This window comes from Flavobacterium sp. N2550, from assembly GCF_025947265.1.
Classification (GTDB): domain Bacteria; phylum Bacteroidota; class Bacteroidia; order Flavobacteriales; family Flavobacteriaceae; genus Flavobacterium; species Flavobacterium endophyticum.
Genome location: NZ_CP110007.1, coordinates 3,562,811 through 3,588,112 on the forward strand (window position 1 = coordinate 3,562,811; position 25,302 = coordinate 3,588,112).

Consider the following 25,302-nt stretch of genomic DNA (forward strand, 5'->3'; position numbering starts at 1 on the left):
TTGCTAGTAACCGCTTCGCAATGATTCAGAAAGTCCGAAATTTTACCGACAGCACCAATTTTTCCAATGCCTTAAAAGTAACTTTGGCATCAGCTATTCCTGTACTTTTATTTTCTTATACCGGAAATTTCCAGATAGGATTTAATATTGCCCTCGGGGCTTTTTTGACCTACCCGAGCGATATTCCAAGTAACAGGAAACATCGAATAAACGGTATTTTGGTCGCTGCGTTAATCGTAGCCGGAAACAACCTGCTTGTCAATCTCCTGTATCCGCTGCCGTGGATATTGTATCCTGCCATTGCGGTCATGATTTTCTTTTTCTCTATGATTTCGGTGTATGGCCAGCGTGCGACACAAGTTTCGTTTTCTGCGCTGTTGTCTATTTGTTTGGCTTTCGGGCACATACACGAAGGATGGGAAATGCTACAATATTCAGGATTGATGCTTGTAGGCGGCTTGTTCTACCTTGCCATATCATTGACTTTTAATTATATCAGGCCACACCGTTATGCCGAATTGCAGATTGCGGAATGCATACGCCTCACTTCAAAATACATGAAGCTTCGCGGCGATTTATGGAAAGTAGATTCTCCACGCGAAAAGATTATCGAAAAACAATTGTATCTGCAGGTCGAATTGAATACCATTCATGAAAACTTGCGTGAGATTCTGATTCGTAACCGAAGTAATTCTAACGGTACGTCTGACCAAACGCGAAAGATGACCTTGGTTTTTATCTCTTTGATGGAGATTTTAGAGCTTGCTTTGTCAACCTCTTTCGACCATAATAAGCTGCATCAAAAATTTGCAGACCATCCGAAAGTCTTGGCAACTTACCAAAATTTGGCGTACAATCTTGCCTCATCACTGAAAGCTATTTTCAAAAGCATAGAAAGTCATAAAAAATACATTCCGAAGCATTCGCTTCTAAAAGATTTGGAAGCACTCGAGAAAGTCATTTCAGATTACGAGCAGGAATTAGGAAAAGAAAAAGCTTCTGAAGGCGTGTGGATGCTTTCGAATATGCTCCATTATGCCGAAAAGCAGATCGAGAAAATCAAGATTGTCGAGCGTGCTTTTATGCCGAATTTCAACAGCAATGATTATAAAGGAAGGGACAAGAATCTGGACAAACTCTTGACTCCTCAGTATTATCCGTGGAGTACTTTACGAGAAAACTTGAGTTTTTCGTCAACTATCTTCCGCCATTCACTGCGACTGACATCCACTATCATGATTGCGTTCTTGATTGGAAGTTTATTTCCGTTTCAAAATGTATACTGGATTTTGCTGACGATTGTCGTGATTATGCGTCCAGGCTACGGACTGACAAAAGAACGTTCTTTCCATAGGATAATTGGTACTGTAGCGGGCGGACTTATTGCTTTTGCTGTATTATTGTTCGTGCAAAACCATATTATCATTGGAGCCTTGGCCATCACAGCAATGATTTTAGGCTTTACGTTTACTTCGATCAATTATAAGATAGGCGCTACTTTCGTGACGATTTATGTGGTTTTTGTATACGGAATCATTACACCAAACATTAACGATGTTATCCAATATCGAATTTTAGATACTGTTGTTGGAGCCGGACTGGCTTTCTTGGCGAATTACTTTTTCTGGCCTTCGTGGGAATTCATGAGCCAGCCAATTTACATCAAGAAGTCGATTGAGGCCAACCGCGATTATCTCAACGAAATTTCGCTTTTTTACAACAACAAAGGCGATGTGACGACATCTTACAGAATTGCCAGGAAAAATGCTTTTATCGAAATCGGAAACTTGATGGCTTCTTTCCAGCGTATGACGCAAGAGCCAAAATCGAAACAAAGACAAGTACAGCAGGTATATAAGCTAGCTGTCTTGAACCATACGTTGCTTTCGTCTTTGGCTTCTTTGGGGACTTACATACAGACACACAAAACATCTAAAGCTTCCGAAGCATTTAATGTCGTGGTACAGACTGTAATAAAAAACCTGAATTATGCCATAACTTTTGCCGATTTGGAAATTACAGAAAAGATGGCAAACAGTGACACTAACGAGGACTTAGCCATGCGTTTCACGGAATTGAAGAATATGCGCGCCAAAGAATTAAAAGAAGCGCATCTTTCTGAAGATGACGAATTCCAGCTTAAAATGCAGGAAGCACAGTTGGTTATCGAGCAACTGGTATGGCTGACAAATCTTTCGGAAAGTATTGTAAAAGCGTCTAAGCAATTACATCAGACAAAATAGCAAAAGCCCGAAACTCGTAAGAATTTCGGGCTTTTTTATATATTTTTTTTACAATTTAAAGCGTATCTAATTTTAAAACTTGCGCAGAATGTTCTCTTACTTGTTTAAGCAATGCCTCATTTTCATTGAGCGAAATTCCGTAAGAAGGAATCATTGCTTTTAGCTTGTCTTGCCATTCTGTTGTTTTTTCATGTTCTGTAAAACATCTCTGAATCAGGTCCAGCATAATTGAAACAGCAGTAGAAGCTCCCGGAGAAGCGCCTAATAATACGGCTAAAGAACCGTCGCCAGCCGTTACAACTTCTGTCCCGAATTCTAAAACACCACCGCCATTCTCCCCTTTTTTGATAACTTGGACTCGCTGTCCGGCAGTTTCCAAAACCCAGTCTTCCATCTTTGCATCCGGCAAGTATTCTTTTAATGCTTGAAGCCTGTCTTCAGGAGATTGGCGCACTTGGTCGATCAAATATTTGGTCAGCGGCAGATTATGAAATCCTGCAGAAAGCATTGGTATCAGGTTGTTTGTTTTAATCGAAAGCGGCAGATCTAAATAGGACCCGTTTTTCAGAAATTTGGTCGAAAATCCGGCATACGGACCAAACAATAATGCTTTTTTACCGTCAATCATTCTAGAATCGATGTGCGGTACCGACATTGGTGGCGCACCTACAGAAGCTTTGCCATATACTTTAGCGTTATGCTTCGCGATTATTTCTTCGTTTACGCACTTAAGCCATTGTCCGCTTACAGGGAAGCCGCCAAAACCATCTCCTTCCGGAATGCCTGCTTTTTCAAGCAATGGCAGTGATCCACCTCCGGCTCCGATAAAAACAAATCGGGTTTTTACTTTGGTCTTGTCGCTTTTTTCGAGATCTTTTATTTTCAATTCCCATCCTCCATTATTTCTTTTTTTCAAGCTTCTTACCTCATGATGGAAATGCATATTCACGCCATCGAGAGTTTTTAGATAATTAAAGATATTTCGGGTCAGCTCTCCAAAATTCACATCGGTTCCGATTTTCATCGAAGTTGCAGCGATTAAAGATTTTGGATTTCGACCTTCCATGACCAAAGGCATCCAAGACTGGATTACTTCTCGGTCTTCAGAATACTCCATCCCTTTGAAAAGGCTGTATTGTTGCAAGGCATCGTATCGTTTCTTCAAGAAATCTACATTTTCTTCGCCCCATACAAAACTCATGTGTGGAATACTCTTGATAAAGTTTTCAGGATTAGAAATCAGATTTTTCTCTACCAGATAGGCCCAAAATTGTTTTGAAACTTCAAAAGATTCGGCAATTTTTACCGCTTTTTTAGTCTCGATCTCTCCATTAGGAAGTTGAGGCGTATAGTTTAATTCGCAAAAAGCAGAATGGCCCGTCCCGGCATTATTCCATGCGTCGGAGCTTTCGGCAGCAGCCATATCAAGCCTCTCGTAAATTTCAATTTTAATATTGGGATTCAGTTCTTTAAGCAGCAAGCCTAAAGTAGCGCTCATGATTCCGGCGCCGATTAAAACCACATCCGTTTCGGTTTGTAAAGTTGTAGTTGTCATCACAAAATTTTTGTCGTGCAAAGATACTTTGAAAGATGCAAAAATTCTGTTATTTATACTAAATTTAAATAGGAAATAGGATTTTTGACAAAATAAAAATAAAATCTAGATTTTTTTTCTAGATAAGTAATCTTGAAGCATTATTGTTGCCGAAATTTCATCAATTAGTGCTTTATTTTGCCGTTGCTTTTTTTTGAGCCCACTATCAATCATGGTCTGGAATGCCATTTTTGATGTAAACCGCTCATCGACCCTTTCGATTGGAAGGTCTGGAAAATTAATTTTGAATTTTTCTACAAATGCTTCTATAATTTTTGTGCTTTCCGATGGCGTATAATCCATTTGTTTCGGTTCGCCAATCAGCACTCTTTCTACTTTTTCTTTTGCAAAATAATCTTTCAGAAAAGCGATAGCAGTTTCCGAAGGAACCGTAGTCAGTCCAGAAGCGATAATCTGCATCTCGTCGGTTACAGCAATTCCTGTGCGTTTTTGTCCGTAGTCTATGGCTAGAATTCTTGGCATTTTAGTTCTTTTTTTTATTTTCTAAAATTATTTTTTTAAGCCTACCCAATTCACCATTCATATTAAAACAATCTGTGACTGCCTGTTCATTTGAAAAACTAAACAATTGGCATTCGAAGCAAATTTTTGCCATTCCAGTTTCCATTTTATTTTTTTTAAAAATAAAAATATCTCTATAGAGAGGCGCACAAGCATAAGCCCAACTCTCCTTACATTTTTTTTCTGTAAAAATTTTATTTCTTAATTCATTATAATATTTGGGATTAATAACATTTTCCTGTTTATCTACAGATTTAATAGCTTTTTCAAATTTTACTTTCTCCTCTTGGGTTATAGGACAAGGGTCTTCTAATAAACAGGAAAGTAGTTTACCTTCTTCTGAAACACTATCTACATGGACTAAATCTAAAAAGTCCTTCTCAGAGATCGAAATTTGATAATGTGTAACTTCATCAAAATCAAAAAAAGGCTTGTTAGGAGTTATTTTTTTATTTAATTCCAGCCTATAATTATTGTTTTCTTCATCAACAGATTGTTGTTTTTTACAAGAAATAACTGCAAAAGCAACTAGCAAAAGAATTGTATTCTTCATAAAATAAATTAATTGCTTCAAAATTACATTTTTATTTTCCCAATCTCAAAAGCATCGAAAAAACAATTGCTTTTTAGTAAGCTTACGCAAATCTTGACTAATCTTACCAAGCTTTTGTAGTATTGCTGGACTTTAGAAAAATCTTACTTCTCAAATCGAAAATCATAAATCCAAAAAAACATATCTTTGTTGAAAATCAAATTTTATGAGCACTTTGCAGACTATTATAGAGCAGGCATGGGAAAACCGAGCGCTGCTGCAAGAAGAAAAAACAACAACAGCAATCCGTGAAGTTATCGAACTTCTGGATAGCGGCAAGCTTCGTGTTGCCGAACCTATAGAAAACGGTTGGCAGGTTAACGAATGGGTAAAAAAAGCAGTAGTAATGTATTTTCCTATCCAAAAGATGGAAACTCTTGAGGCAGGAATTTTTGAATATCACGACAAGATGCCGTTAAAAAGAGGCTATGCTGAAAAAGGAATCCGTGTTGTTCCCAATGCAGTAGCCCGCCACGGAGCTTATATCTCCAGCGGTGTAATTTTGATGCCAAGCTATGTAAATATTGGTGCTTATGTTGATGAAGGAACCATGGTAGACACTTGGGCAACCGTTGGAAGCTGCGCACAAATAGGAAAAAATGTGCATTTGAGCGGCGGCGTTGGAATCGGCGGTGTTTTAGAACCTTTACAGGCCGCTCCTGTAATTATTGAAGATGGTGCTTTTATTGGCTCTAGATGTATCGTAGTTGAGGGGGTGCGTGTTGAAACGGAAGCGGTCCTTGGTGCCAACGTCTGCCTGACAGCCTCTACAAAAATTATCGATGTGACTGGTGACGAGCCTGTAGAGATGAAAGGTGTTGTTCCTGCCCGATCTGTCGTGATTCCGGGAAGCTATACTAAAAAATTTGCAGCAGGGGAATTTCAAGTTCCTTGTGCCTTGATTATCGGAAAAAGAAAGCCTTCGACCGACTTGAAAACTTCTCTAAACAATGCGTTAAGAGAATACGATGTTGCGGTATAATTATGAGTTTGGAATTACGAATTATGATTTACGAATTCGCATTGTGCTTTCGTAATTCTTAATTCGTAATTCATAATTTATGTAACGATGAAAAAGATACTTGTGATTCAGCAGAAAATGATCGGCGATGTTTTGGCCAGTTCAATCCTATGCAATAATTTGAAAGAGGCCTATCCTGATGCGCAGATCGATTATCTGATTTATCCGTTTACAAAGCCCGTGGTAGAAAATAATCCGAATATTGACAATCTACTACTTTTCAAGGAGGAATTTCGCAAGAGCAAAAAGGCGTTGTTGCATTTTTTGGTTTCAATCAGAAAGACTAAATATGATATTGTAATCGATGCTTACGGAAAGCTGGAAAGCAATCTGGTCGTAGGAATGTCTGGCGCCAAAAAGAAAATAGGCTTCCGGAAATCCTATACCAACTTTTTATATACAGATACTTTTAGAGCGCTTTCTAAACCCAAAACTTCGGCAGGTCTGGCCATAGAAAACCGAATGTTGTTGCTGGAACCTTTTTCTTCAAAAATTCCTTTCGATAACCGTCCTAAAATCTTTTTGACAGAAGAAGAAATCAAAAATGGCAAAGAGATATTAACAAAAAACAATATCGATTTTTCAAAGAAAGTCTACATGATTGGAGTTATGGGCAGCGGTAATAATAAGACGTATCCTTTCCCTTATATGGCAAAAATTCTAGATGCGATAGTGGCAAAAACTGATGCTACGCTCCTATTCAATTATATGCCATCACAATCTAAAGAGGCACAACAAATATTCGAGCTATGCCAACCGGAAACTCAAAAAAACATCAAGATTGATATTGTTCCGGGAAGCATCCGTGAGTTCTTATCGATTACCTATCATTGCAACGCTTTGATTGGCAACGAAGGCGGCGCTGTAAATATGGCAAAAGCACTTTACAAACCGACTTTTACGATTTTTTCTACGTGGATCAAAAAGGAAGCATGGAATGCTTTCGAAGATGGCTCAGATAATGTGTCCGTACATCTAAAAGATTTGAAACCTGAATTATATGGAAAAAAATCGGCTAAAGAGATGAAAGACCAAGCTATGCAATTGTATGAGGCTTTTATTCCAGAACTGATTATTCCAGAGCTTGAGAGTTATTTAGAAAAAAATTAGTTGGAATCGATTCCGATTGGCGTTTTTACTACCTTGTTTTTCCTCGTGTTTTCGCGAATAGCAAAGTTTTTTTTCCAAGTTGCCTCATTCACGTAACCTCGTGCATGGTCTAAATGGATGACGATAGCGCTGTAGCGAATTTGTTTTGACTTCAACCCTTTATTAAAAAGCCGTTCGCCCAACTCGCGATCCTGTCCGCCATACTGCATTTCTTGGTTGAAGCCGTTAATGGCAACCAAATCATCTTTCCAGCCCGAAGCATTATGTCCGTTCCAAGTCGCTTTTGTAGGCGTAATAAAATTTAAGAATCGAGCCCAGAAACCTGTAGCGGATAATTTTGTGTTCTTGAATGATTTTTTCAAGCCTCGCCCGACAAGCCATTTCACATCAAAACAGTTTTGGTGCAAGATATGATTCTTGGTGATGGCTTGCGAAATATTCATCGGGAGCATAAAGTAGCCTCCCGAAAGAAAATAGCCTCTTTCTCTATAACGAAGATGAGTTTCTACAAAATCTTTACGCGGAATACAATCGCCATCGGTAAAAATAAGATAGTCGGAATTAGAAGCAACGATCGCTTTATTTAAGATTTGTGATTTTTGGAAACCGTTGTCTTCTTGCCATACATGGATAAGCGGCATCGAAATTTGCGGTCTCAAGGTATCAAGCAATTCCTTAGTTTTTGGTTTGGACCCGTCATCGGCAATAATGATTTCAAAATCAAGTTCAGTCTGCACGCTAAATCCCCATATGACTTTTTCAAGCCATTCTTCGGCATTATAGGTACTCATTATTACGGATGCTTTCATAGTCAATTGGTAAGAAATATTATTTCCAGAACAGCAGTCTTTTCTTGATGCGTTTTTTTCTGTAGAACCTGTTTCTGAAAGATTCTGTTTCGGCAATCATCATTTCCAGTATTTCTTCATAAGACTTTCCATACAGCTTAGCGTATTCATCGCTCATCACTTCGACCAGTTCTCTTTTAGGTGTCAGTTTTGAAAGATTGACGATGCGCTGTTTCAAGGTCATCGACTTATGGAACTGCATTCTGTTTAGGTCTACCAAGAAGAAATCGTATTTTCCTTCGGTTCTTTTCTTAATCAATGTATTTCCTGGCGTATGATCTAAAAATTCGATTCCGTTTTCATGCAAGTTGAACGAAAACTGGGTGAATTGACGAAGAATCATTTCATGATCAGGATAATTCAAATCGGTAGTCAGTTCTCTAAATGTCAGATCAGCTTCCAATTGCTCGCTGATGTAATAGCTGTCGTAAAGAACATTTTTAAAATTTTCAAAATAAGCGATTGGCTGCGGAGTGCCAATTCCTTTTTCCAAAAGTATGTTTGCAAATTCAAAAGAACGGCGTGCTTTAGAACGTCTGAAGAATTTGTAAGCAACCTGATTGATGAAGTTAGGAATCTTGAAAGATTTCACATTCAGCGTGATACCCTCTATCTCAAAAAGCCTAATCTTATTGCGCTTTCCATCAACAAACAAAATACCTTTAGCCTCAAAATTAGCAATACAGTCTTTTATTGCTTCTTTCTGGTATAAGAATTTTGGATTGTAAACTTCGTGCATCTATGGTTTTCTTATTTTGTTCACAAAAGTAACCATTTTCGATTTTAGAGTTCAAATATTTAATTTAAATTTACAAAAAAATTGCTGAAAAGTAAATTAGAATCTGATAAATGTTTAAACACTATCTTATTACTAGGTTTAATCTGAAAAATCCAGAATGGGACGTTACTAAAAATAACGAAACCTTGCTGACGGATGAATGGATGGAAGACAGAATGTGGCTCTTTGAGAACTTTTGCTTTCCTTCTGTTGCGGCTCAAACCAACAAAAATTTTAATTGGCTTTTATTTTTTGATACTACTACGCCTGAAAAATACAAAAAGGCTATTGCTGACCTGATTTCGAATCATGCGAATATCAAGGCTTTTTATATTAACGGCATGCCTGAATTTTATCCGTCAATTCAACAATTTATTTCTGAAGACTCAAAAGGTATTCCTTTTCTGATTACTTCAAGAATTGACAACGACGACTGCATCCACAAAAATTTCATTAACGAAGTACAGCATAAATTCAAGTCGCAGGACTACGAAGCTGTCGATATTATAAAAGGCTATTCGCTTCAAGTAAAGCCTCGTTTTATATTAGGAAAAAAAGAACATATTTTCAATCCGTTCATCAGCCTCATTGAAAAAAATGAAGAACCAAAAACAGTTTGGTTCAACGACCACACGCTTTGGAAGAAAGAAACCAGAATTACCCAGATTACCAACAAACGCTTATGGATGTCAATCATTCACGAAAAAAATAAAGTGAATGAATTCGATGGCTATGACAATGTAAAGTGGACAAATATTAATAAAGATTTCATAGTCTCAGAAAAAATAAATACCTTAATCGAGAGAGAATTGATTCCGCATAAAAATTGGCTGTTTTTGAGCTTAAAAAATCGCCTATATGTAAAACTGGTTCTCTTAAGCAAAAAAGTAAAGAAAGCTTTAGGTATTTATAAAATAAAATAATCTGGATGAGGATATTAAATGTTACAACTATGGTTGGCATGAGAGGCGGTGACTTGCAAATGTACACTGTTTATAAGCTTCTGCAGGAAAAAAAAGACTTAAAACAATTTATTCTCTGTCCTCAAAATTCTGATTTGGCAAAAATGTGCGGCATCGAAAAGATGGGCTGCCGTACTTACAAAAAGAATAAATTCCGCTTTTTTAATACCATCAATGCGATTATCAAAATCTGCAAACAGGAAAATATCGACATAATCCACGTTCATGATTCCACCGCTTTGACCTATACGCTGATTGCTATTAAATTTTTACCGAGCACAATCAAGATAGTCTTAAGCAGAAAGAGAAACAATCGTATCAAGGACAAATTCCTAAACCGATATAAATATTCCCATCCTCGAATCGTAAAAATAATTTCGGTTTCAAAAGCTGTAGAGGCAATTTTTGACCACATCATTCCAGACAAAGATCGTCTGGTCACCATTTATGATGCTATTGATGTTGCTTCTTTCGCAAATCGAAAAAGCCAAAATCTTCTTCACCAGAAATATGGAATGGACAATGCTACGAAAATTGTCGGAAATATTGCGGGATTATCGAACCAGAAAGACATTTTTACTTTTATCGATACAGCAAAAATCATTCTGGAAACCAAGCCAGAAAGCCTAGCTATTAAATTTGTAATTATCGGAACTGGCGTCTTATGGGATGAACTTCATGAATATACTCGCTCAAAAGGATTGGAAGATTCGTTAATTTTTACCGGCTACCAGAATAACGTTCCGGATTTGCTTCCAGAGTTTGATATCTTTCTTCTGACTTCTTTAACCGAAGGGCTTCCTTTGACGGTATATGAGGCATTTTCATGCAAAGTTCCAGTTGTCAGTACCGATGCAGGTGGCATCCGCGAAGTTGTTAAAAACAACGAAACGGGTTTTTTGACCGACATCAAAGATTCGAAAACTTTGGCAGAATACACTTTGAAAGTCTTGACAGATAATGAAGTTGCAAAAAGAATTACCGAAAATGCATTCAGATTAGTTCAAGAAAATCACGATGTCCACGTCATCAAAGAGAACTATTATCAGTTTTACAAAAGCCTATAAATTAGTATACAGCTTGTCGAAGTAGAACTCGAAATGTTCTTGAAAATAAAAATCATACGCTTTTTCTCCAATCGGATACACTACCGGAAATTCAGGATTGGCTTCGAGTAATCTTGGCACCTTTAGTCCGTCTGCCAACGCATAAGCAAAAGACTGGTTTCCTAAGAAAAACTTAGACGATTTGATAATCTGTGCCATTTCATAAAAATCTTTTACATCATAGAATTCGAGGTTAGGCACCATTTTTTTCAGCTCTTCATATTCTTCCCTGATTCCGATAAAAAGCAAGTTGTCATATTTAGAAAGAAAACTGTAATCTGCAAAATAGTTCTGGGCTCTTAAGCTTCTTACGATAACAACTTTATCTTTTATGGTGGCATGATCTGCAACTTCCAGATATTTTTGATTTAAGTCGGGCTGAACACCTGCGATATGGAAATACCATCGATACGATAAGAAACTGAAATCAACCGGAAGATCTCTGAACAAGTCCAAATCAATATCTATTTCTTCGTCTTCCCAAAAAGCGACATGGCGCAAGTAGTCTTGTTCTTGCAGCAACGGCAAAAATTTAGAAATTATTTTTTTTGAGAGCATCACGTTCCCAGACGGATGCTTATAATATTCAGAAGTCATTGGCTTGTCAGCTCTGATATATAAGGTACAGTTATGGGTTTTCGAAAGCTCTTTGATGACAGGCAAAGAATAAACAATATCGCCCAAATGCCCCGAATGCCTAAAGCTTAAGTTTTTTTGATGCTGAACTTTATGAAGAATACCTTGAATAATAGAACTATAATCACGGTTATATCTTTTTATCCTTTTCTCCTGGTTCAGCTTATTTTTCAAGCTACGGTATTTCTTCTTGTTGGTGTATTTATACCAATATTTCGCTAAGCCCATGGATTTAAATAATTTTATAAGTTTATAATAAAAGAAAGACACAAATGTAAGGAATCGCTATATCATTTTTAATTGCTAATTTTGCCATAAAAAAGCCGCTATGAAAATTTGCTTAATTATCACAACTTACAATTGGCCTGAAGCATTGGAACTATCCTTGCAAAGCATTGTCAGGCAAAAGAAACAGCCGGATGAAGTAATTATTGCTGATGATGGTTCCAGACAAGAAACAAGAGATTTGATTAATTCGTACAAAAGTAAAATCAAAAATCTGAAACACGCTTGGCATGAAGATACTGGCTATCAAAGAGCCAAAATACTGAACAAATCCATCATGATGTCGGAGTCTGATTTTATCATAACAACAGACCAAGACTGCATTTTGGATAAAAATTTCATATTAGATTACAGCCTCCAAGCCGAAGAAGGTTTTTATATTTCGGGATACCGAATAAACCTGAGAGAAAGGCTTACAAAAAGATTGGTCAGAAGAAAAAGACTGCCTAATCTCCATGAAATTTTCGTAGAAACAAAATGGAATGTAAAACACCAGATAAGAGCTCGATTCATGTGGAACAGAACGAACCGCTATATTTCAGGATCATCTAACGGAACGTACGGTTGTAACATGGGATTCTTCAAAAAAGATGTCATGGCCATAAATGGATACAACGAAGATTTTGTAGGCTGGGGACCAGAAGATTCCGAAATGACGCAGCGATTGATGAACAACGGTATTGGCTGGAAAAGAGTCTATTATTCAGCAATTCTGTATCACATGTACCATCCTATCCTCTGCCGAAAAAATGCCGATTTCAACATAATGCTATTAAGAAAGGCTTTTAAAGAAAAAATAATATTTGTACCGAATGGTATTCTAAAAACAGCTTAAAACATGAACGAAGAGGTTCACAAAGCCTACGAAGTTATCAAAGAAGGTGGCATCATTTTATATCCGACAGAAACTGTCTGGGGAATTGGATGTGATGCCACCAATCCTGAAGCCGTAGCAAAAATATATGCCCTAAAACAACGAGAAGAGACAAAATCGATGATCGTGCTGATGAATGGCGAGAAAATGATTTACAATGTTTTCAAGGATATACCTGAAGTAGCTTGGCAGATTTTAGACTTGTCTGAAAAACCTACTACGTTAATTTTAGATAATCCAAGGAACATCGCTCCTAATCTGATTGCTCCTGACAAAACACTAGGTATGCGAATCATAAAAGAGCCTTTTTGCTATAAGCTGCTGGAGCGTATGAAAAAACCTCTGGTATCGACTTCGGCTAATATTTCCGGAATGCCAACGCCTGTAAATTTCAAAGAAATCAGCTCTGAGATTATAAAGGGCGTCGACTATGTCGTAAATTTGCAACAGGAAAAGATGACCGGAAAACCTTCGGCTATTATCAAGCTGACAGCTGACAGCCAAGTAAAAGTAATCCGAAAATAATATTCCGTTCCCCGTTTATAGTTTCCAACTCTAAACCCTGAACTTTAAGCATAATTGATGAAAGACAAAACTTCATATAAAGAAGCAGTAAACAGTAAAATATTTCATGTAATCACGCAGGCTTCCAAAGAACTCAACATCGACAGTTATGTCATTGGCGGATTCGTTAGAGATCTGTTACTAAAAAGAGAATTTAAGAAAGATATTGATATTGTTGCCGTTGGAAGCGGTATCGAACTGGCATTGAAAGTTTCAGAAATGCTTCCGAGAAAGCCAAAAGTCCAAGTTTTCAAGACCTACGGAACGGCAATGCTTCGTTTTGAAGATACCGAAATCGAGTTTGTCGGTGCCCGCAAAGAATCCTATAATTTCGACAGCAGAAATCCTATTGTTGAAAACGGAACGCTTGAAGATGATCAAAATCGCAGGGATTTCACAATAAACGCATTAGCCCTGTCACTCAATGAAGCTAATTTTGGAGAACTTATCGATCCGTTCGACGGCTTGTCTGACTTGGAAACCAAAATCATCAAGACGCCGCTCAATCCGGATATTACTTTTTCTGATGATCCGCTTCGTATGATGCGTGCCATCCGCTTTGCAGCACAGCTCAATTTTGACATAGAGGAAGAATCGCTCAAGGCTATCGAAAGGAACAAGGAAAGAATCAAAATCATTTCAGGCGAACGAATCGTTGATGAACTCAACAAGATTCTGATGACTGATAAACCTTCTCTTGGCTTTCTGTTGCTGCACAAGACGAAACTGCTCGACATCATATTGCCAGAATTAACAGCCTTAGAAGGCGTTGATGAATCAGAAGGTCAAACCCATAAAGACAATTTTTACCATACGTTGGAAGTAGTAGACAACATTGCACCAAACACTGAAGATGTATGGCTGCGCTGGTCTGCCCTGCTCCATGATATCGGAAAAGCACCTACGAAACGCCATCACAAAAAAAATGGCTGGTCGTTTCACGGACATGAATTTGTGGGTGGAAAAATGGTCAAGAAATTATTCGAAAGACTTCATATGCCGCTAAACCATAAGATGAAATACGTTTCAAAAATGGTCATGATGAGCTCGCGTCCTATTGTCTTGTCTCAAGATATTGTGACCGATTCGGCCGTACGCAGGCTTGTTTTTGACGCTGGTGAAGACATTGAAGACTTAATGACGTTGTGCGAAGCCGATATCACGACAAAAAACCCGAATAAATTCAAGAAATACCATAATAATTTCAAAATTGTACGCCAAAAGATTGTAGAAGTTGAAGAACGCGACCATATCCGCCAATTCCAACCTCCTATTTCTGGCGAAGAAATCATGGAAACATTTGGCCTGAAACCAGGGCGAGAAATAGGCATCCTTAAAGAAGCCATCAAAGAAGCTATTTTGGAAGGAGAAATTCCTAATGAATATCAGCCTGCTTACGAATTCATGCTGAAAAGAGCGGCAAAGCTAGGCTTACAAAAAACAACAAAATAGCGCTATCCTAAAATACGCAATCCAATAAACAAAAGATGAAAAAATATTTCCCCTCCATTACCAAAATCGCATTAGTCTTAGTCTATTTGGTAATTATTGCAGGCGCCTTGGTCCGAATGACCGGTTCCGGAATGGGCTGTCCCGATTGGCCAAAATGTTTCGGTTATTATATCCCTCCGACAGATATTTCAGAACTGACTTGGTCTCCGGGCCGTGAATTTGAAAAAGGACAAGTAATCATCAGAGGTGAAAAACTACTGGTTGCCCAAGACGATTTCAAATCGGGAAGCGAATTCGATGAAAATCATTGGCAAGTCTATACAAAACACGATTATGCGCTGTTTAACCCGACGCATACTTGGGTAGAATATATCAACCGTTTGGTTGGAGCCTTGGCAGGATTAGCCTGTTTTGTCATGGCTATTTTTTCTTTCAGCCTTTGGAAAGACAATAAAAAAATCACTCTGCTTTCATGGCTTGTGGTCTTCTTGATGGGCTTTCAAGGCTGGCTAGGTGCAACGGTAGTGTATTCTGTACTCAATCCTGTAAAAATTACGATCCACATGGTGATGGCACTGCTCATTGTCTGTGTTATATTGTATATCTTAAATTTGGCCAAGCCAAAAGTTACCTCGTTGAAATTTGACAAAGTGTTTGACAGCGTCCTGATTATTTCACTGATCCTGACCCTGACACAAATAATATTAGGAACACAAGTACGCCAGTTTGTAGACGAGCAAGTAAAAATTTATGGCTATGATGCCATGCACAAAATTCTTGAAGATCCGATTATCGGGTTTTATTTCCACAGAACTTTTTCCTTTATAGTCCTGCTGATTAACGTAATTCTGATTACGCGAAATAACAAATTAAAGTTAGGCTTCAAAAAAATGAATTGGGTAATGTGGCTGCTGGCTATTGAGATTCTTTCTGGAATTTTGATGTATTGGTACGATTTCCCTTTCGGTTCCCAATCCGTTCATCTTGTCATCGCCTCGCTTTTGTTCGGAACGCAATTTTATCTAATTTTAGAAAGCAAAAACAGAGAAATAAAATAAAACATGAAGCAATCCTTTTACGTTATTTGCAGTTGTCTTTTGGTGACGGCGCTGGCTTTCGGCCAAAAGAAAAGTTCGATTTCAGATAAAGATTTGGTTACAATCTGCAAAACTTGGGGATTGCTGAAATATTACGACCCTATTGTTTCCAACGGAAAAATAGATGCTGATTCCTTATTGATAACGGCTTTAGATCAAAAACTGCCAGCCGAAAAAACGATAGCAGTTTGGATGGATTTTTTGAAAAGCAAAACTGCTGTAAAAACTTCGGAGTTGATTTCTTGCAAAGACCAAGACAACAGAAACGTTTCTACAGCATGGATCCAAAAAGATAAAAATCTTAGTGTTGCACAAAAAAATTATCTTTCAGGCTTAGTCTCGTCCAATCAAATTCCTGGAGGCTACTATTGCCAAAAGGCAGATAACATCCGTTATAATGGCCAGAACGAAAAAGAATACAAAGAAAAAGCACTGGAAGAAAATTACCGCATCCTGAACTTATTCAGAGCTTGGAATGTTATTGAATATTTCTATCCGTACAAATATGGGATTTCCAAAGATTGGGACGCCGTCTTGAAAGAATTTATTCCTTTGGTTAAAAACGCGACAGATAAGCTTTCTTATAAAAAGACAATGATGGCTTTTTCGGGTGCTATCGAAGATACGCATTCGAGAATTGAACCAAAAAAATACACTGAAATTTTCGGAAACTACGGTGCGCCTTTTACGTATCAGATTGCCGAAAATAAAATTGTAGTTACAAAACCAGTAAATATCGAAACCTGCCAAGCTTTAGGCATCGAATATGGCGATGTAATCGAAACAGTTAATGGTGAATCGATTGATAAAATTATCCAACGTAATTCAAAATATATTTCGGCTTCAAACAATTCCGTAAAACTTAGGGATTCTTACCATTATATGTTTTCTGGTGAAAAAGGAAGCAGTTTTACCATCAAAGGTTATGACAAAAACAAAAAACCGTTTGAAAAGAAGATAGAAAGAATTGACAGAAGTAATGGCATTTGGTTTGAAGACGGACTTCCAGATAACAATTTATTACGTTATGATGAAGTCGCACAGAAAGCAATCTATTCGGTCATAAACAAAGACAATGTAGGCTTTATAGACTTTTCTTTACTTGAAACTTCTGAGATTGATAGCATCATGAAAGCCATGAAAAACACCAAGGGAATTGTTTTTGACCTAAGAGGATATAATCCAAACGGCGGAGTCATAAAAACTTTCAACTATCTTTTTCCCGAACCAAAATGGTTTGGTATTGTGACCAAGCCTGATTTTGGCAAGCCTGGAAGATTTTGCTGGCAAGACTATATCATTACAGAAGATTACAAATATATAGGCAAGACAAATCCTGATTATTATAAAGGAAAAATCGTCATTCTTGTAAATGAAAATACGCAAAGCCTTTCTGAAATGTGGTCGATGATTTTCCAAATGGCTCCTACTATTACCGTTGTAGGAAGCCAGACTTCTGGTGCCGACGGAAATGAGACTCCAATTCCATTGGTGAATGGCGAAAAGATGATTTTTTCTGGTGTCGGAATTTTTTATACAGATAAAAAAGAAACGCAACGAATCGGAATTGTTCCTGATGTTGTAGTCAAACCGACCATTTCTGATTTGCAGAATAAAATCGATCCGCTTATCAACAAAGGCTTTGAAGTGATCCTGAAAAAATAAAGATGTAACTCTTTCCAGAAATGATGTAATACCTTTTTGATGTGATACATGTAACTTTACAATACTATTAATCGCAAAACAAAGTGTATGCCGAATTCAAGAGAAATAAAAGGAAACTGGAACGAGCTTAAAGGAAAACTTAAGCAAAAATTTGCCGAACTCACAGACGACGATTTGTTGTTTGAAGAAGGAAAAGAAGACGAAATGTGGGGCAAGCTTCAAAAAAAGCTAGGCAAGACCGAAAAAGAAATCAAATCATTATTTGATTAATACGAATCCATTTTTTTTGACCCTTGCAGCCGAAAGTGATTTCATCTAATTCATGTTCATGAATTCAAAATAATCAAATGCTGCTGCAAAATTTAGATTAAGATGCATTCAAGACTGTTTCATCAGCCCGATCAATTTGATTGGCTTTTGAAACAGTTTTTTTTATCCTATCCAGCTTTTAAAATCGTTGACACGCTCCCGGCTAACAATCACCTCATCTTCTTTATAGGTTGGCAGTATGAGTTTTAGCCTGGAATTACTGTACACTACAATATCTTTTATCGTTTTCATAGGAACGATGAATTTCCGGCTCACACGAAAGAAATCTTTCGGGTCCAATTCTGTTTCCAGCTGCTCTAAAGTTCCTTCCAAAAGATAGTCACGATTGTCGATGGTATGCAGGTACGTGCCTTTATTTTCGCTATAAAAACATTCAACTTCTTCAATATTGATCATTTTCAGATGCTGTCCTGTTTTGATGGTAAAACGTTTCTTATAACTTTTCACATCCGGACTAACCAGCATCTTCTTTATCATTTCCAAATCAAGCGACATGGGTTCTGACTTTGGCTGGCGTGCCTTAAATTTATTTATAGCAATCTCAAGATCTTCTTCATCTATCGGCTTTAAAAGATAATCGATACTGTTCAACTTAAAAGCTCTCAAGGCATATTCATCATAGGCTGTCGTAAAAATAATAGCACTCTTGATGTCGATAACGTCAAAAATCTCAAAAGACAGGCCGTCAGAAAGCTGAATATCCAAAAATATCAAATCCGGATGCGGATTATTCTGAAACCAATTAATCGCTTCTTCCACAGAATGCAGCATGGTATCCGTTTCTATGGCTAATTTCTGTAGCTTTCGCTGTAACAATCTTGCAGAAGGCTTTTCGTCTTCAATAATTATGGTGGTCATCTTTGGTTGATCGTTTAAAGTTTAAGGGAAAAATAATTCATAATTCATAATTCATAATTCATAATTCATAATTCATAATTACAAAACTATTCCCATTTAGCCGTTTTTTCTTTTTCCATGATTTCATTGATTTTCTTTTCTTCCCAGTTTTGTCCCCAAAAGGCATTTCTTCCGAAGACTCCTGCGGCATTAAAAGCCAATCCGATGCCCCAGAAGAAAGCTACTGAAAAATTAGAAAATTTAAAAAATTCTTCGCCTGGCTTAAGATTAAAATAGGCTCTCGAAATTAAAAACAGATTGACCAAGATGTATGCAATCAAATGTTTATAAAAACCCGAAATTGCTTTTACGCGTTTTTGCGCTCTTTCTAGCTTTTGTTGCTCTATGGCTGTCAGATTTTCCATTTTATTTATATTTTTGATTATAAGAATGTTGTTTTTGCTTTTCTTCTTCCATAAACTGCTTCAGCTTTTTTTCTTCCCAGTTTCTTCCTAAAAACGGATTGTAACCAAAAGCTGCCATTCCGTGACACAAAAGTCCTGTTCCCCAGCCTAACATCGAAAACCAAAACCAGTGAAATTGAGGAACAAAAACCAAATTGATCACAATTAAAATCGGTATAACGACACAGTAGCACGTAAGGTTAAAATAGAAGGATCTGATTTCCTTGGCCTTTTTTTTGGCTTTATCATACGCCATTTTTTCAGAATCAAAATTTTCCATGATTTCCAACTTAAATTACTGCCATTTATCCGACTTATCCTTTTCCATCAGTTCCCTGATTTTCTTTTCTTCCCAATCCCTTCCTAAGAACGGCATGTAGTTAAAAACCGACATTCCGTGAACGGCCACTCCGATTCCCCAGCCGATTGCCGGATAAAGAAACCACAGGTGGCTTGGAGAGCTGATCAGGTTTAAGATGGCCAATCCAGTAATAACGACAATATAGGAGGTAAGGTTGCCGTAAAATCCTTTGATATCCTCTACTCTTTTTTGAGCCTTGAGATACATGCTTTCTTGTGTATTATAATTTGTTTCCATAATTGCTATTTGTTTGGTGAGCATCGGCAATTCAACTTTAAAATGTTTTTCTGTCTGCTCAATTCTTACTTTTCTATTGGTTATGATGGAATAGCGGTCGACAATATTTTGCAATCCTACTCCTTTTCTGTCTTGTAATACTTCCTTTTTTTGGTAATCATTTTCGATAATCAGATAATCATCTCTTTCATAAATCCGGATATGAAGGGGCTTCATTTCGCTGGCAATATTGTGCTTGACCGTATTTTCTAGAATCAGCTGTAATGACAAGGGAACTACTTTTGCATCTGGATTATTTAAAGTTTCTGGCAATTCATAAAAAACGCTATTTTCGAATCGCATTTTTAGAAGATTCATATAGGTTTTTGCAAACGAAAGTTCTTCTTCTACGCTTACTAATTCTTTGTCTTTTTGCTCTAAAACATATCGGTAGATTTTAGAAAGCGACGTGGTGAATTTCTGCGCATTATCCGGATTTTCCTCAATGAGCGATGTCAGTACATTCAAGCTGTTAAAAAGAAAATGGGGGTCGATCTGATTTTTAAGCGTCTCGAATTTTGCCGAAGCCGTTCCTGCAATAATCTTTTGCTCCTTGACTTTATTTTCCTGTGATTTTTTATAAAAATAAATCAGATGGAAAAACAAGGTCACAATCATCGTTATAATCAGACAGACAACATAAAACCTGAAATTTTCCTTTTCTAAAAATTCAGAATAGGTCCTATTGTTTATGACCAGCGCGATAATCATCCTTACGATAAAAATACCTACAAGTGTCAATACAATACTCCCAAGAATGCTGATAGCTATCCTGTACTTTTTATATTTTCCCCAAACAATTTCGTTGTTCAGGTAGTCAAAATACGTAGAGTTTATAAAGGTCAGTACAATTCCATAAAGCGAGTAATAGCCCATTTCTTTGAATAACGAAGCATTCACGATAAAATCTCTTCCAAACATAGCCTCGATCACGAACATGATTGCCATGATTGCCATGCTGACAACAACGCCTGTTATGATTGTCTTAAAAATGTATCGGATTATTTCTCGCATGTGGAATAGTATTAATTGCTTAGTATTGTAGCTTATTTTTTATTGCACTCTTTTTGTGCTTCAAGCGCTCTGTCCAATCCCCAATTTGGGTGAAAAGGCGTTTCCGGTTTAAATTTAGCAAAAAGTTCTATTGCTTTGTCAATCTGTGCACACATTGGCTTCGTGTCGTTTCCGAAATACCTAGCGCCTCCGATTTCAAATTCGGCTTTCGAAAACAACGCTCTTGGGTTTTCTGGCGCAATTTTAAGTGCCTTGTCATAAATTTCAATTGTTTTTGCCGAAAGCTTCATTCCATTGGTCATCGGGTCGGCAACAATCCAAGCCGTGTTGATCATCGCTTGCATTACTAGCAGTTCAGGATTTTCCGGATTTTTGTCCAATTCCGTATTTAATGCCTCTTGCGCTTTTCCTAATAATGCTACAATCTGGTTTTTGTCTTTGGTCTGGAAAGCCGTCGTCGTATTAACCAAAGCCACATAATAATTAGGAAGCCAGTTGTTTTTTTCAGCTGAAGCGATTCTTTCAAACAAAGCCGAAGCTTCTGTAGTTTTTCCTTCGCTCCAAAGCGCAAATGCTTTTTGCATTCCTTGTTCATACTGTGTTTGGGCGCCAGCTAGCGTAGTGATAAAAAAAGCGATGGTAAGAATAAATTTTGTCATGATCGTGATGTTTTTAAGTTGATAGTATTTTTGATGATTAAAACTCTTTGTTGTTTCTGGTACAAATTTGCTTCAGAATCTGCTCTTATAAAAAAGAGACTTTCTGAACTGTCGATTTTTGAGGATGAATTGTTTTTTTGGAGGTGCTAAGGTTCTGAGAAGCTAAGTTTGAATTGTCTTCGCAAAACCTTAGCACCTCAAAACCTTAGTATCTTAGCACCTTTTTAAAGATTTTTCAACTGATTCTCCTTCTTATTCTCACTTATCGTCCAAAAGAATCCCACAAAGAAGAAGCGGTCGGCTGGCTGTCTGATAGCCTGGCGTTGGAATTCGCCATTCATATTTGGATTATCCGCATACTGATAGCCAAAGACATTGTCCGTACCTAGCACGTTGGAAACAGAGAAGTAAAGGATCTTTTGTTGTGAAACCAAGTAAGCCCAGCTAAAACTCAAATTGTTATACGCTTTTGTCTTGCCGTTCATGAAAGCCGATTCATTAGGATTGTTGTAAGGTCTTCCTGAATTAAAGCTGTTCGTAAAACCAACTTGAGACCTCAAATCGCTGATCCAATATTTGGTTACGATAGACAACGAATGGTCGGCCACAAAACTTGGAGTTACCTGTTTCGGATAATTTTTATAGTCTCTTTCTGTATCGATATACGAATACGAAATCCAGTATTCCAAGTTCTTAAAAGAGTTGTTGTCTCTCCAGAACAAATCGATTCCTTTTGCGAAACCTTTTCCGTTGTTATTGAACTGCGAATCGAATTGAGAAATCTCTGTATCGTATTTTACCAAATCTCTATATTGCTTGAAATAGGCCTCAGCTCGGAATGTTTTTCCTGTCTTATTGTATTGGAAGTTCAAAATATAATGTGCTGTCTTTTCGCTTTCAAATTGGCTAGAATATTTCAAGTATTCTTGCCTTGGCGACTGCACGAAATCTCCATAAGCGAGAGAAAACTGTCCATTTTTGCTCACCTTATAAGCTAGTGAAAGTCTTGGCGAAAGATTTGATTCTTGTAATAAATCAGAATGAGAGAATCGTAAACCAGCTTTTGCAGCAAAGTTTTTCGAAAAAAAGATATCTGTTTCAGCATACGCCGCGGCAATATTATTGTCGTATCCAGAAGAAAAAGCATTCCCTGCATTTTCTTTAAAATCCTCATCAAATTTTGTCGTGAAATAATCGGCTCCTACAGTAACTCTTACGCGTTCAGAAAGATTTTTTCCGATTTTTATTTTCATGTGAGTTGCATGTTCTGCATTCTTTACGTCGTCCAAACCAATACCAATCTTGTTATGCGAATAGCCATAGCTGATTCCTGTCGTAAGCTGATAATTGCTCCCAAAATAACCTTTATACGAAGAATTAAGATATAGGTTGTTATTTCGTACGTCTACTCGAATTTTCTCAGGCTGGTTGATGTTCTCTTGATTTAGGTCGAAATCTGCAGCATCAAAAGCTATATACGTTTTCAACAAACCGCTATTAAACTGATACCTGTAAACCATTTCGCCAGAAATAGATTGATAAGCCCTGTTCCAATCCACTGCTTGAGGGATAGCTACCTGATAAGGTGCCAGATTCACGTAAGAAGTATTTACGCTCAAGGAACTTTTTTCCCACTTCTGCGTATTTCCTATTCCCAAACCCACGGACATTAAAGAAATATCCGTCTTTTCATTATCTGGCTCGTCAATCGTATTCAGCAACAGAACGCTAGAAAGCGCTTCTCCATATTCTGCACTATAGCCTCCCGTTGAAAATGCAATACCGCTGAAAAGAAAAGGCGAAAATCTTCCGCGAGTTGGCAGATTGTTTGTCGTTGCTCCATACGGTTGCGAAACACGAAGTCCGTCTACATACGTCTGTGCTTCATCAGCCTCTCCTCCTCTTACAAAAAGTCGCCCGTCTTCACCGACAGTCTGCGTTCCTGGCAACGTAAGAAGCGCTCCAATAATGTCACCAGAAGCTCCGGCAGTTGTTACGATATCCATCGGCTTCAATACTGATACTCTTGCTTTGTCGCCCGATTCAAAAGTTCCCGCCGTGATTACGACTGCATCGAGTGTATTGACCGATTCTTTTAATTTTACCGTCCTGCCTTTAAAATCTTCAACAGCAATTTCCTGATTCAAAGTTTCGTAAGTCAAAAAAGTAATGACAAGATTTTGTTTTCCTGCTGCTGTCGTTTGGAAACTGAAATTTCCTTGTTCATCAGAAGAATCTCCATCATACGTTCCTTCTATAAAAATATTGGCTCCTGCAATGGGATGCCCTTTTTCATCTGTGACTTTTCCAGAAATAGTCTGTTGCGCAAAAGCAGCAATCGAAAAAGTAAGAAATAAAAATGTAAAGATAGTTTTCATGGTCTGTTAGTTTTGATGAGGCAAAGTTGCATTCCCGAAATCATGTTTCATAATAAAGATTGCCGAATTGTATTTTTTTAGGGATGAATTGCAATCCAAATCATAAAACCCTTCGCCATGTGGTTTTGTTTTTATAATTTTAATCTATCGTTAAAACCGCTATCATGAGAATCCCGCAACAATACCTTCCGGTCATGCCCTACCTTATCTTGAATAAGGCGAATGATTTTTTTGAATTTTCAAAAGCAGTCTTCGGAGCCAAAGAACAGCTGATTGTTCCCGGAGAAAACAATTCGATAATGCACGGAGAAATTAAAATCAAGGATGCTGTCATTATGTTCGCCCAAGCGACAGACAACTGGCATCAAAAAACAGCTGGCATGTTTCTCTATATAGAAAAGGTAGACGATGTTTTTAATCTTGCCATGCAAAAAGGCTCCAAGAGCCTAAAAAACCCAGGCCAGCAAGACTACGGCTATACTGCAGGTTTTGAAGATCCCTTCGGAAATCAATGGTGGATTACAGAACCTTTAAGCGAATAATTCTTATGCTGAAACTAAAAAAAGTACATCACATTGCCATAATCTGTTCCGATTATGAAGTATCAAAACATTTTTACACCAAACTATTAGGCTTCGAAATCATGGCCGAAACCTACCGCAGCGAAAGAGATTCTTATAAATTGGATCTTGCCTTGAATGGAAATTATTCTATCGAACTCTTCTCGTTCCCCAATCCGCCAAGCCGTGTTTCACAGCCGGAAGCCTGCGGACTGCGCCATCTGGCATTTGAAGTCGACGATATCAAGCAGACGTTGCATTATCTTGTCGATAATAATTTAAATCCAGAACCCGTCAGGACAGACGAATTCACGAACAAAAGATTCACATTTATAGCAGATCCTGACAATCTGCCGATTGAATTCTATGAAGCTTAAGAATTGAGTCTTTTTTAGGGCCGTATATTAAAAATTCCAAGAACGCAAAATCTAAAAATCAGAATTTAAATTTTACCTTTGGCGTTTCAACAATACATTTATATTATGGTTTATAAATTCAGGGTAATTCTCGATGCGGAAGAAGATGTTTTCAGAGATATTGCCATTCTAGACGATGACAGCCTAGAGGATCTACACAATGCTATTGTCAATGCTTTTGGCTTTGACGGAATGGAAGTTGCCTCATTCTACACAAGCGATGACCAATGGAACCAAGACGAAGAAATTCCGATGTTTGACACGGGCGACGTTCCTGGCGAGCAAAAAGTAATGTCGGATTTTATGCTTTCCGAAGTCCTAGACGAAGAAAGAACAAAAATCATCTATGTGTATGATTTCATCAATATGTGGACTTTCTTTGTTGAATTGGCAGCAGTCGAAGAACACGTTCCTGGACAAATTTATCCAGACGTATTGTTCTCTCATGGTGAAGTACCTCTTGAAGCTCCAGACAAAGATTTTAGCGATTCAGCTGTTAATGATTTTGACTACGATGAAGACGATTTTGACGAAGACGACCTAGACATGCTAGACGGAGGCGACAATTTTGAAGACTACGGCTTCGAGGAGAACTGGAATTAAAACTTATCAACATACATTTTTTGAGCCAAGAAAGAAGCTACTTTTGTTTTCTTTC

Annotated in this window: 26 protein-coding genes; 14 read left to right on the top strand and 12 right to left on the bottom strand. The window is 37.6% G+C overall.

Annotated features, from left to right (window positions below):
- Positions 1–20 precede the first annotated feature (20 nt).
- Positions 21–2,243: an FUSC family protein gene (locus tag OLM56_RS15865; protein WP_264527664.1), complete on the top strand. Its 2,223-nt coding sequence runs from the start codon at positions 21–23 to the stop codon at positions 2,241–2,243.
- Positions 2,244–2,298: 55 nt separating this feature from the next.
- On the opposite strand, the gene OLM56_RS15870 is transcribed toward OLM56_RS15865, so the two are convergent.
- From OLM56_RS15870 to OLM56_RS15880, 3 genes are all read right to left on the bottom strand, one after another.
- Positions 2,299–3,798 carry a malate:quinone oxidoreductase gene (locus OLM56_RS15870; protein WP_264527665.1) on the bottom strand — a complete coding sequence of 500 codons (1,500 nt, stop codon included), beginning with the start codon at positions 3,796–3,798 and terminating at the stop codon, positions 2,299–2,301.
- 105 nt (positions 3,799–3,903) lie between these two features.
- Entirely contained in the window at positions 3,904–4,320 is a 417-nt protein-coding gene (ruvX, locus tag OLM56_RS15875) for a Holliday junction resolvase RuvX (RefSeq protein ID WP_264527666.1), read from the bottom strand.
- 1 nt (position 4,321) lies between these two features.
- Positions 4,322–4,912 carry a hypothetical protein gene (locus OLM56_RS15880; RefSeq protein WP_182492386.1) on the bottom strand — a complete coding sequence of 197 codons (591 nt, stop codon included), beginning with the start codon at positions 4,910–4,912 and terminating at the stop codon, positions 4,322–4,324.
- 205 nt (positions 4,913–5,117) lie between these two features.
- Here OLM56_RS15880 and OLM56_RS15885 point away from each other — a divergent pair, with 205 nt between their 5' ends.
- On the top strand, positions 5,118–5,933 hold the full coding sequence (locus tag OLM56_RS15885) for a 2,3,4,5-tetrahydropyridine-2,6-dicarboxylate N-succinyltransferase (protein ID WP_121374769.1): 816 nt from the start codon (positions 5,118–5,120) through the stop codon (positions 5,931–5,933).
- Positions 5,934–6,020: 87 nt separating this feature from the next.
- A complete protein-coding gene (locus tag OLM56_RS15890; protein WP_264527667.1) occupies positions 6,021–7,082 on the top strand; it encodes a glycosyltransferase family 9 protein in 1,062 nt (353 codons plus the stop codon).
- Here the strand turns inward: OLM56_RS15890 and OLM56_RS15895 are convergent.
- Complete coding sequence (locus OLM56_RS15895) at positions 7,079–7,891, bottom strand: glycosyltransferase family 2 protein (RefSeq protein ID WP_264527668.1); 813 nt, start codon at positions 7,889–7,891, stop codon at positions 7,079–7,081. The genes OLM56_RS15890 and OLM56_RS15895 overlap by 4 nt on opposite strands.
- Positions 7,892–7,910: 19 nt before the next feature.
- Positions 7,911–8,669, bottom strand: a complete 759-nt coding sequence (locus OLM56_RS15900; protein WP_264527669.1) for a lipopolysaccharide kinase InaA family protein — start codon at positions 8,667–8,669, stop codon at positions 7,911–7,913.
- Between the two features lie 110 nt (positions 8,670–8,779).
- Here OLM56_RS15900 and OLM56_RS15905 point away from each other — a divergent pair, with 110 nt between their 5' ends.
- Entirely contained in the window at positions 8,780–9,631 is an 852-nt protein-coding gene (locus tag OLM56_RS15905; RefSeq protein ID WP_264527670.1) for a putative rhamnosyl transferase, read from the top strand.
- Positions 9,632–9,636: 5 nt separating this feature from the next.
- Positions 9,637–10,737 carry a glycosyltransferase family 4 protein gene (locus tag OLM56_RS15910; protein WP_264527671.1) on the top strand — a complete coding sequence of 367 codons (1,101 nt, stop codon included), beginning with the start codon at positions 9,637–9,639 and terminating at the stop codon, positions 10,735–10,737.
- On the opposite strand, the gene OLM56_RS15915 is transcribed toward OLM56_RS15910, so the two are convergent.
- Positions 10,732–11,640, bottom strand: a complete 909-nt coding sequence (locus tag OLM56_RS15915; RefSeq protein ID WP_264527672.1) for a hypothetical protein — start codon at positions 11,638–11,640, stop codon at positions 10,732–10,734. The two genes, OLM56_RS15910 and OLM56_RS15915, sit on opposite strands and share 6 nt — an antisense overlap.
- Positions 11,641–11,740: 100 nt before the next feature.
- On the opposite strand from OLM56_RS15915, the gene OLM56_RS15920 reads away from it, so the two are divergent.
- From OLM56_RS15920 to OLM56_RS15945, 6 genes are all read left to right on the top strand, one after another.
- Complete coding sequence (locus tag OLM56_RS15920) at positions 11,741–12,532, top strand: glycosyltransferase family 2 protein (RefSeq protein ID WP_121374775.1); 792 nt, start codon at positions 11,741–11,743, stop codon at positions 12,530–12,532.
- Positions 12,533–12,535: 3 nt separating this feature from the next.
- Positions 12,536–13,096: an L-threonylcarbamoyladenylate synthase gene (locus OLM56_RS15925; protein ID WP_182492392.1), complete on the top strand. Its 561-nt coding sequence runs from the start codon at positions 12,536–12,538 to the stop codon at positions 13,094–13,096.
- Positions 13,097–13,153: 57 nt separating this feature from the next.
- Complete coding sequence (locus OLM56_RS15930; RefSeq protein WP_264527673.1) at positions 13,154–14,587, top strand: CCA tRNA nucleotidyltransferase; 1,434 nt, start codon at positions 13,154–13,156, stop codon at positions 14,585–14,587.
- Between the two features lie 35 nt (positions 14,588–14,622).
- Positions 14,623–15,645, top strand: a complete 1,023-nt coding sequence (locus OLM56_RS15935) for a COX15/CtaA family protein (protein ID WP_264527674.1) — start codon at positions 14,623–14,625, stop codon at positions 15,643–15,645.
- Between the two features lie 3 nt (positions 15,646–15,648).
- Positions 15,649–17,349, top strand: coding sequence for a S41 family peptidase (locus OLM56_RS15940; RefSeq protein WP_264527675.1), 1,701 nt, complete (start codon positions 15,649–15,651; stop codon positions 17,347–17,349).
- Between the two features lie 87 nt (positions 17,350–17,436).
- On the top strand, positions 17,437–17,619 hold the full coding sequence (locus tag OLM56_RS15945; protein WP_264527676.1) for a CsbD family protein: 183 nt from the start codon (positions 17,437–17,439) through the stop codon (positions 17,617–17,619).
- Between the two features lie 162 nt (positions 17,620–17,781).
- Here the strand turns inward: OLM56_RS15945 and OLM56_RS15950 are convergent, their stop codons facing one another.
- From OLM56_RS15950 to OLM56_RS15975, 6 genes are all read right to left on the bottom strand, one after another.
- Positions 17,782–18,537, bottom strand: a complete 756-nt coding sequence (locus tag OLM56_RS15950; RefSeq protein WP_121374781.1) for a LytR/AlgR family response regulator transcription factor — start codon at positions 18,535–18,537, stop codon at positions 17,782–17,784.
- Between the two features lie 86 nt (positions 18,538–18,623).
- A complete protein-coding gene (locus OLM56_RS15955) occupies positions 18,624–18,941 on the bottom strand; it encodes a 2TM domain-containing protein (RefSeq protein WP_264527677.1) in 318 nt (105 codons plus the stop codon).
- Position 18,942: 1 nt separating this feature from the next.
- The gene (locus tag OLM56_RS15960; RefSeq protein WP_264527678.1) at positions 18,943–19,260 is read right to left on the bottom strand and encodes a 2TM domain-containing protein; all 318 of its coding nucleotides are present in this window, start codon (positions 19,258–19,260) and stop codon (positions 18,943–18,945) included.
- A gap of 15 nt (positions 19,261–19,275) precedes the next feature.
- A complete protein-coding gene (locus OLM56_RS15965) occupies positions 19,276–20,631 on the bottom strand; it encodes a 2TM domain-containing protein (RefSeq protein WP_264527679.1) in 1,356 nt (451 codons plus the stop codon).
- Between the two features lie 32 nt (positions 20,632–20,663).
- Positions 20,664–21,290, bottom strand: a complete 627-nt coding sequence (locus tag OLM56_RS15970) for a tetratricopeptide repeat protein (protein ID WP_264527680.1) — start codon at positions 21,288–21,290, stop codon at positions 20,664–20,666.
- Positions 21,291–21,514: 224 nt separating this feature from the next.
- A complete protein-coding gene (locus OLM56_RS15975) occupies positions 21,515–23,668 on the bottom strand; it encodes a TonB-dependent receptor (RefSeq protein WP_264527681.1) in 2,154 nt (717 codons plus the stop codon).
- Between the two features lie 164 nt (positions 23,669–23,832).
- On the opposite strand from OLM56_RS15975, the gene OLM56_RS15980 reads away from it, so the two are divergent.
- The 3 genes from OLM56_RS15980 to OLM56_RS15990 all read left to right on the top strand — a co-directional run bounded on the left by OLM56_RS15980 (position 23,833) and on the right by OLM56_RS15990 (position 25,247).
- Positions 23,833–24,210, top strand: coding sequence for a VOC family protein (locus OLM56_RS15980; protein WP_121374786.1), 378 nt, complete (start codon positions 23,833–23,835; stop codon positions 24,208–24,210).
- 5 nt (positions 24,211–24,215) lie between these two features.
- Positions 24,216–24,605: a VOC family protein gene (locus tag OLM56_RS15985; protein WP_182492399.1), complete on the top strand. Its 390-nt coding sequence runs from the start codon at positions 24,216–24,218 to the stop codon at positions 24,603–24,605.
- Between the two features lie 105 nt (positions 24,606–24,710).
- Positions 24,711–25,247: an IS1096 element passenger TnpR family protein gene (locus OLM56_RS15990; RefSeq protein ID WP_121374787.1), complete on the top strand. Its 537-nt coding sequence runs from the start codon at positions 24,711–24,713 to the stop codon at positions 25,245–25,247.
- Positions 25,248–25,302 lie beyond the last annotated feature (55 nt).

Excerpts from the sequence above, each read along its gene's own strand:
- OLM56_RS15920 (WP_121374775.1), top strand. The coding sequence starts at position 11,741 with ATGAAAATTTGCTTAATTATCACAACTTACAATTGGCCTGAAGCATTG.
- OLM56_RS15905 (WP_264527670.1), top strand. The coding sequence starts at position 8,780 with ATGTTTAAACACTATCTTATTACTAGGTTTAATCTGAAAAATCCAGAA.
- OLM56_RS15940 (WP_264527675.1), top strand. The coding sequence starts at position 15,649 with ATGAAGCAATCCTTTTACGTTATTTGCAGTTGTCTTTTGGTGACGGCG.
- OLM56_RS15910 (WP_264527671.1), top strand. The coding sequence starts at position 9,637 with ATGAGGATATTAAATGTTACAACTATGGTTGGCATGAGAGGCGGTGAC.
- OLM56_RS15880 (WP_182492386.1), bottom strand. The coding sequence starts at position 4,912 with ATGAAGAATACAATTCTTTTGCTAGTTGCTTTTGCAGTTATTTCTTGT.
- OLM56_RS15870 (WP_264527665.1), bottom strand. The coding sequence starts at position 3,798 with ATGACAACTACAACTTTACAAACCGAAACGGATGTGGTTTTAATCGGC.
- OLM56_RS15970 (WP_264527680.1), bottom strand. The coding sequence starts at position 21,290 with ATGACAAAATTTATTCTTACCATCGCTTTTTTTATCACTACGCTAGCT.
- OLM56_RS15975 (WP_264527681.1), bottom strand. The coding sequence starts at position 23,668 with ATGAAAACTATCTTTACATTTTTATTTCTTACTTTTTCGATTGCTGCT.
- OLM56_RS15895 (WP_264527668.1), bottom strand. The coding sequence starts at position 7,891 with ATGAAAGCATCCGTAATAATGAGTACCTATAATGCCGAAGAATGGCTT.
- OLM56_RS15965 (WP_264527679.1), bottom strand. The coding sequence starts at position 20,631 with ATGCGAGAAATAATCCGATACATTTTTAAGACAATCATAACAGGCGTT.
- OLM56_RS15985 (WP_182492399.1), top strand. The coding sequence starts at position 24,216 with ATGCTGAAACTAAAAAAAGTACATCACATTGCCATAATCTGTTCCGAT.
- OLM56_RS15900 (WP_264527669.1), bottom strand. The coding sequence starts at position 8,669 with ATGCACGAAGTTTACAATCCAAAATTCTTATACCAGAAAGAAGCAATA.
- OLM56_RS15950 (WP_121374781.1), bottom strand. The coding sequence starts at position 18,537 with ATGACCACCATAATTATTGAAGACGAAAAGCCTTCTGCAAGATTGTTA.
- OLM56_RS15960 (WP_264527678.1), bottom strand. The coding sequence starts at position 19,260 with ATGGAAAATTTTGATTCTGAAAAAATGGCGTATGATAAAGCCAAAAAA.
- OLM56_RS15885 (WP_121374769.1), top strand. The coding sequence starts at position 5,118 with ATGAGCACTTTGCAGACTATTATAGAGCAGGCATGGGAAAACCGAGCG.
- OLM56_RS15980 (WP_121374786.1), top strand. The coding sequence starts at position 23,833 with ATGAGAATCCCGCAACAATACCTTCCGGTCATGCCCTACCTTATCTTG.
- OLM56_RS15955 (WP_264527677.1), bottom strand. The coding sequence starts at position 18,941 with ATGGAAAATCTGACAGCCATAGAGCAACAAAAGCTAGAAAGAGCGCAA.
- OLM56_RS15990 (WP_121374787.1), top strand. The coding sequence starts at position 24,711 with ATGGTTTATAAATTCAGGGTAATTCTCGATGCGGAAGAAGATGTTTTC.
- ruvX (WP_264527666.1), bottom strand. The coding sequence starts at position 4,320 with ATGCCAAGAATTCTAGCCATAGACTACGGACAAAAACGCACAGGAATT.
- OLM56_RS15890 (WP_264527667.1), top strand. The coding sequence starts at position 6,021 with ATGAAAAAGATACTTGTGATTCAGCAGAAAATGATCGGCGATGTTTTG.
- OLM56_RS15865 (WP_264527664.1), top strand. The coding sequence starts at position 21 with ATGATTCAGAAAGTCCGAAATTTTACCGACAGCACCAATTTTTCCAAT.
- OLM56_RS15930 (WP_264527673.1), top strand. The coding sequence starts at position 13,154 with ATGAAAGACAAAACTTCATATAAAGAAGCAGTAAACAGTAAAATATTT.
- OLM56_RS15945 (WP_264527676.1), top strand. The coding sequence starts at position 17,437 with ATGCCGAATTCAAGAGAAATAAAAGGAAACTGGAACGAGCTTAAAGGA.
- OLM56_RS15915 (WP_264527672.1), bottom strand. The coding sequence starts at position 11,640 with ATGGGCTTAGCGAAATATTGGTATAAATACACCAACAAGAAGAAATAC.
- OLM56_RS15935 (WP_264527674.1), top strand. The coding sequence starts at position 14,623 with ATGAAAAAATATTTCCCCTCCATTACCAAAATCGCATTAGTCTTAGTC.
- OLM56_RS15925 (WP_182492392.1), top strand. The coding sequence starts at position 12,536 with ATGAACGAAGAGGTTCACAAAGCCTACGAAGTTATCAAAGAAGGTGGC.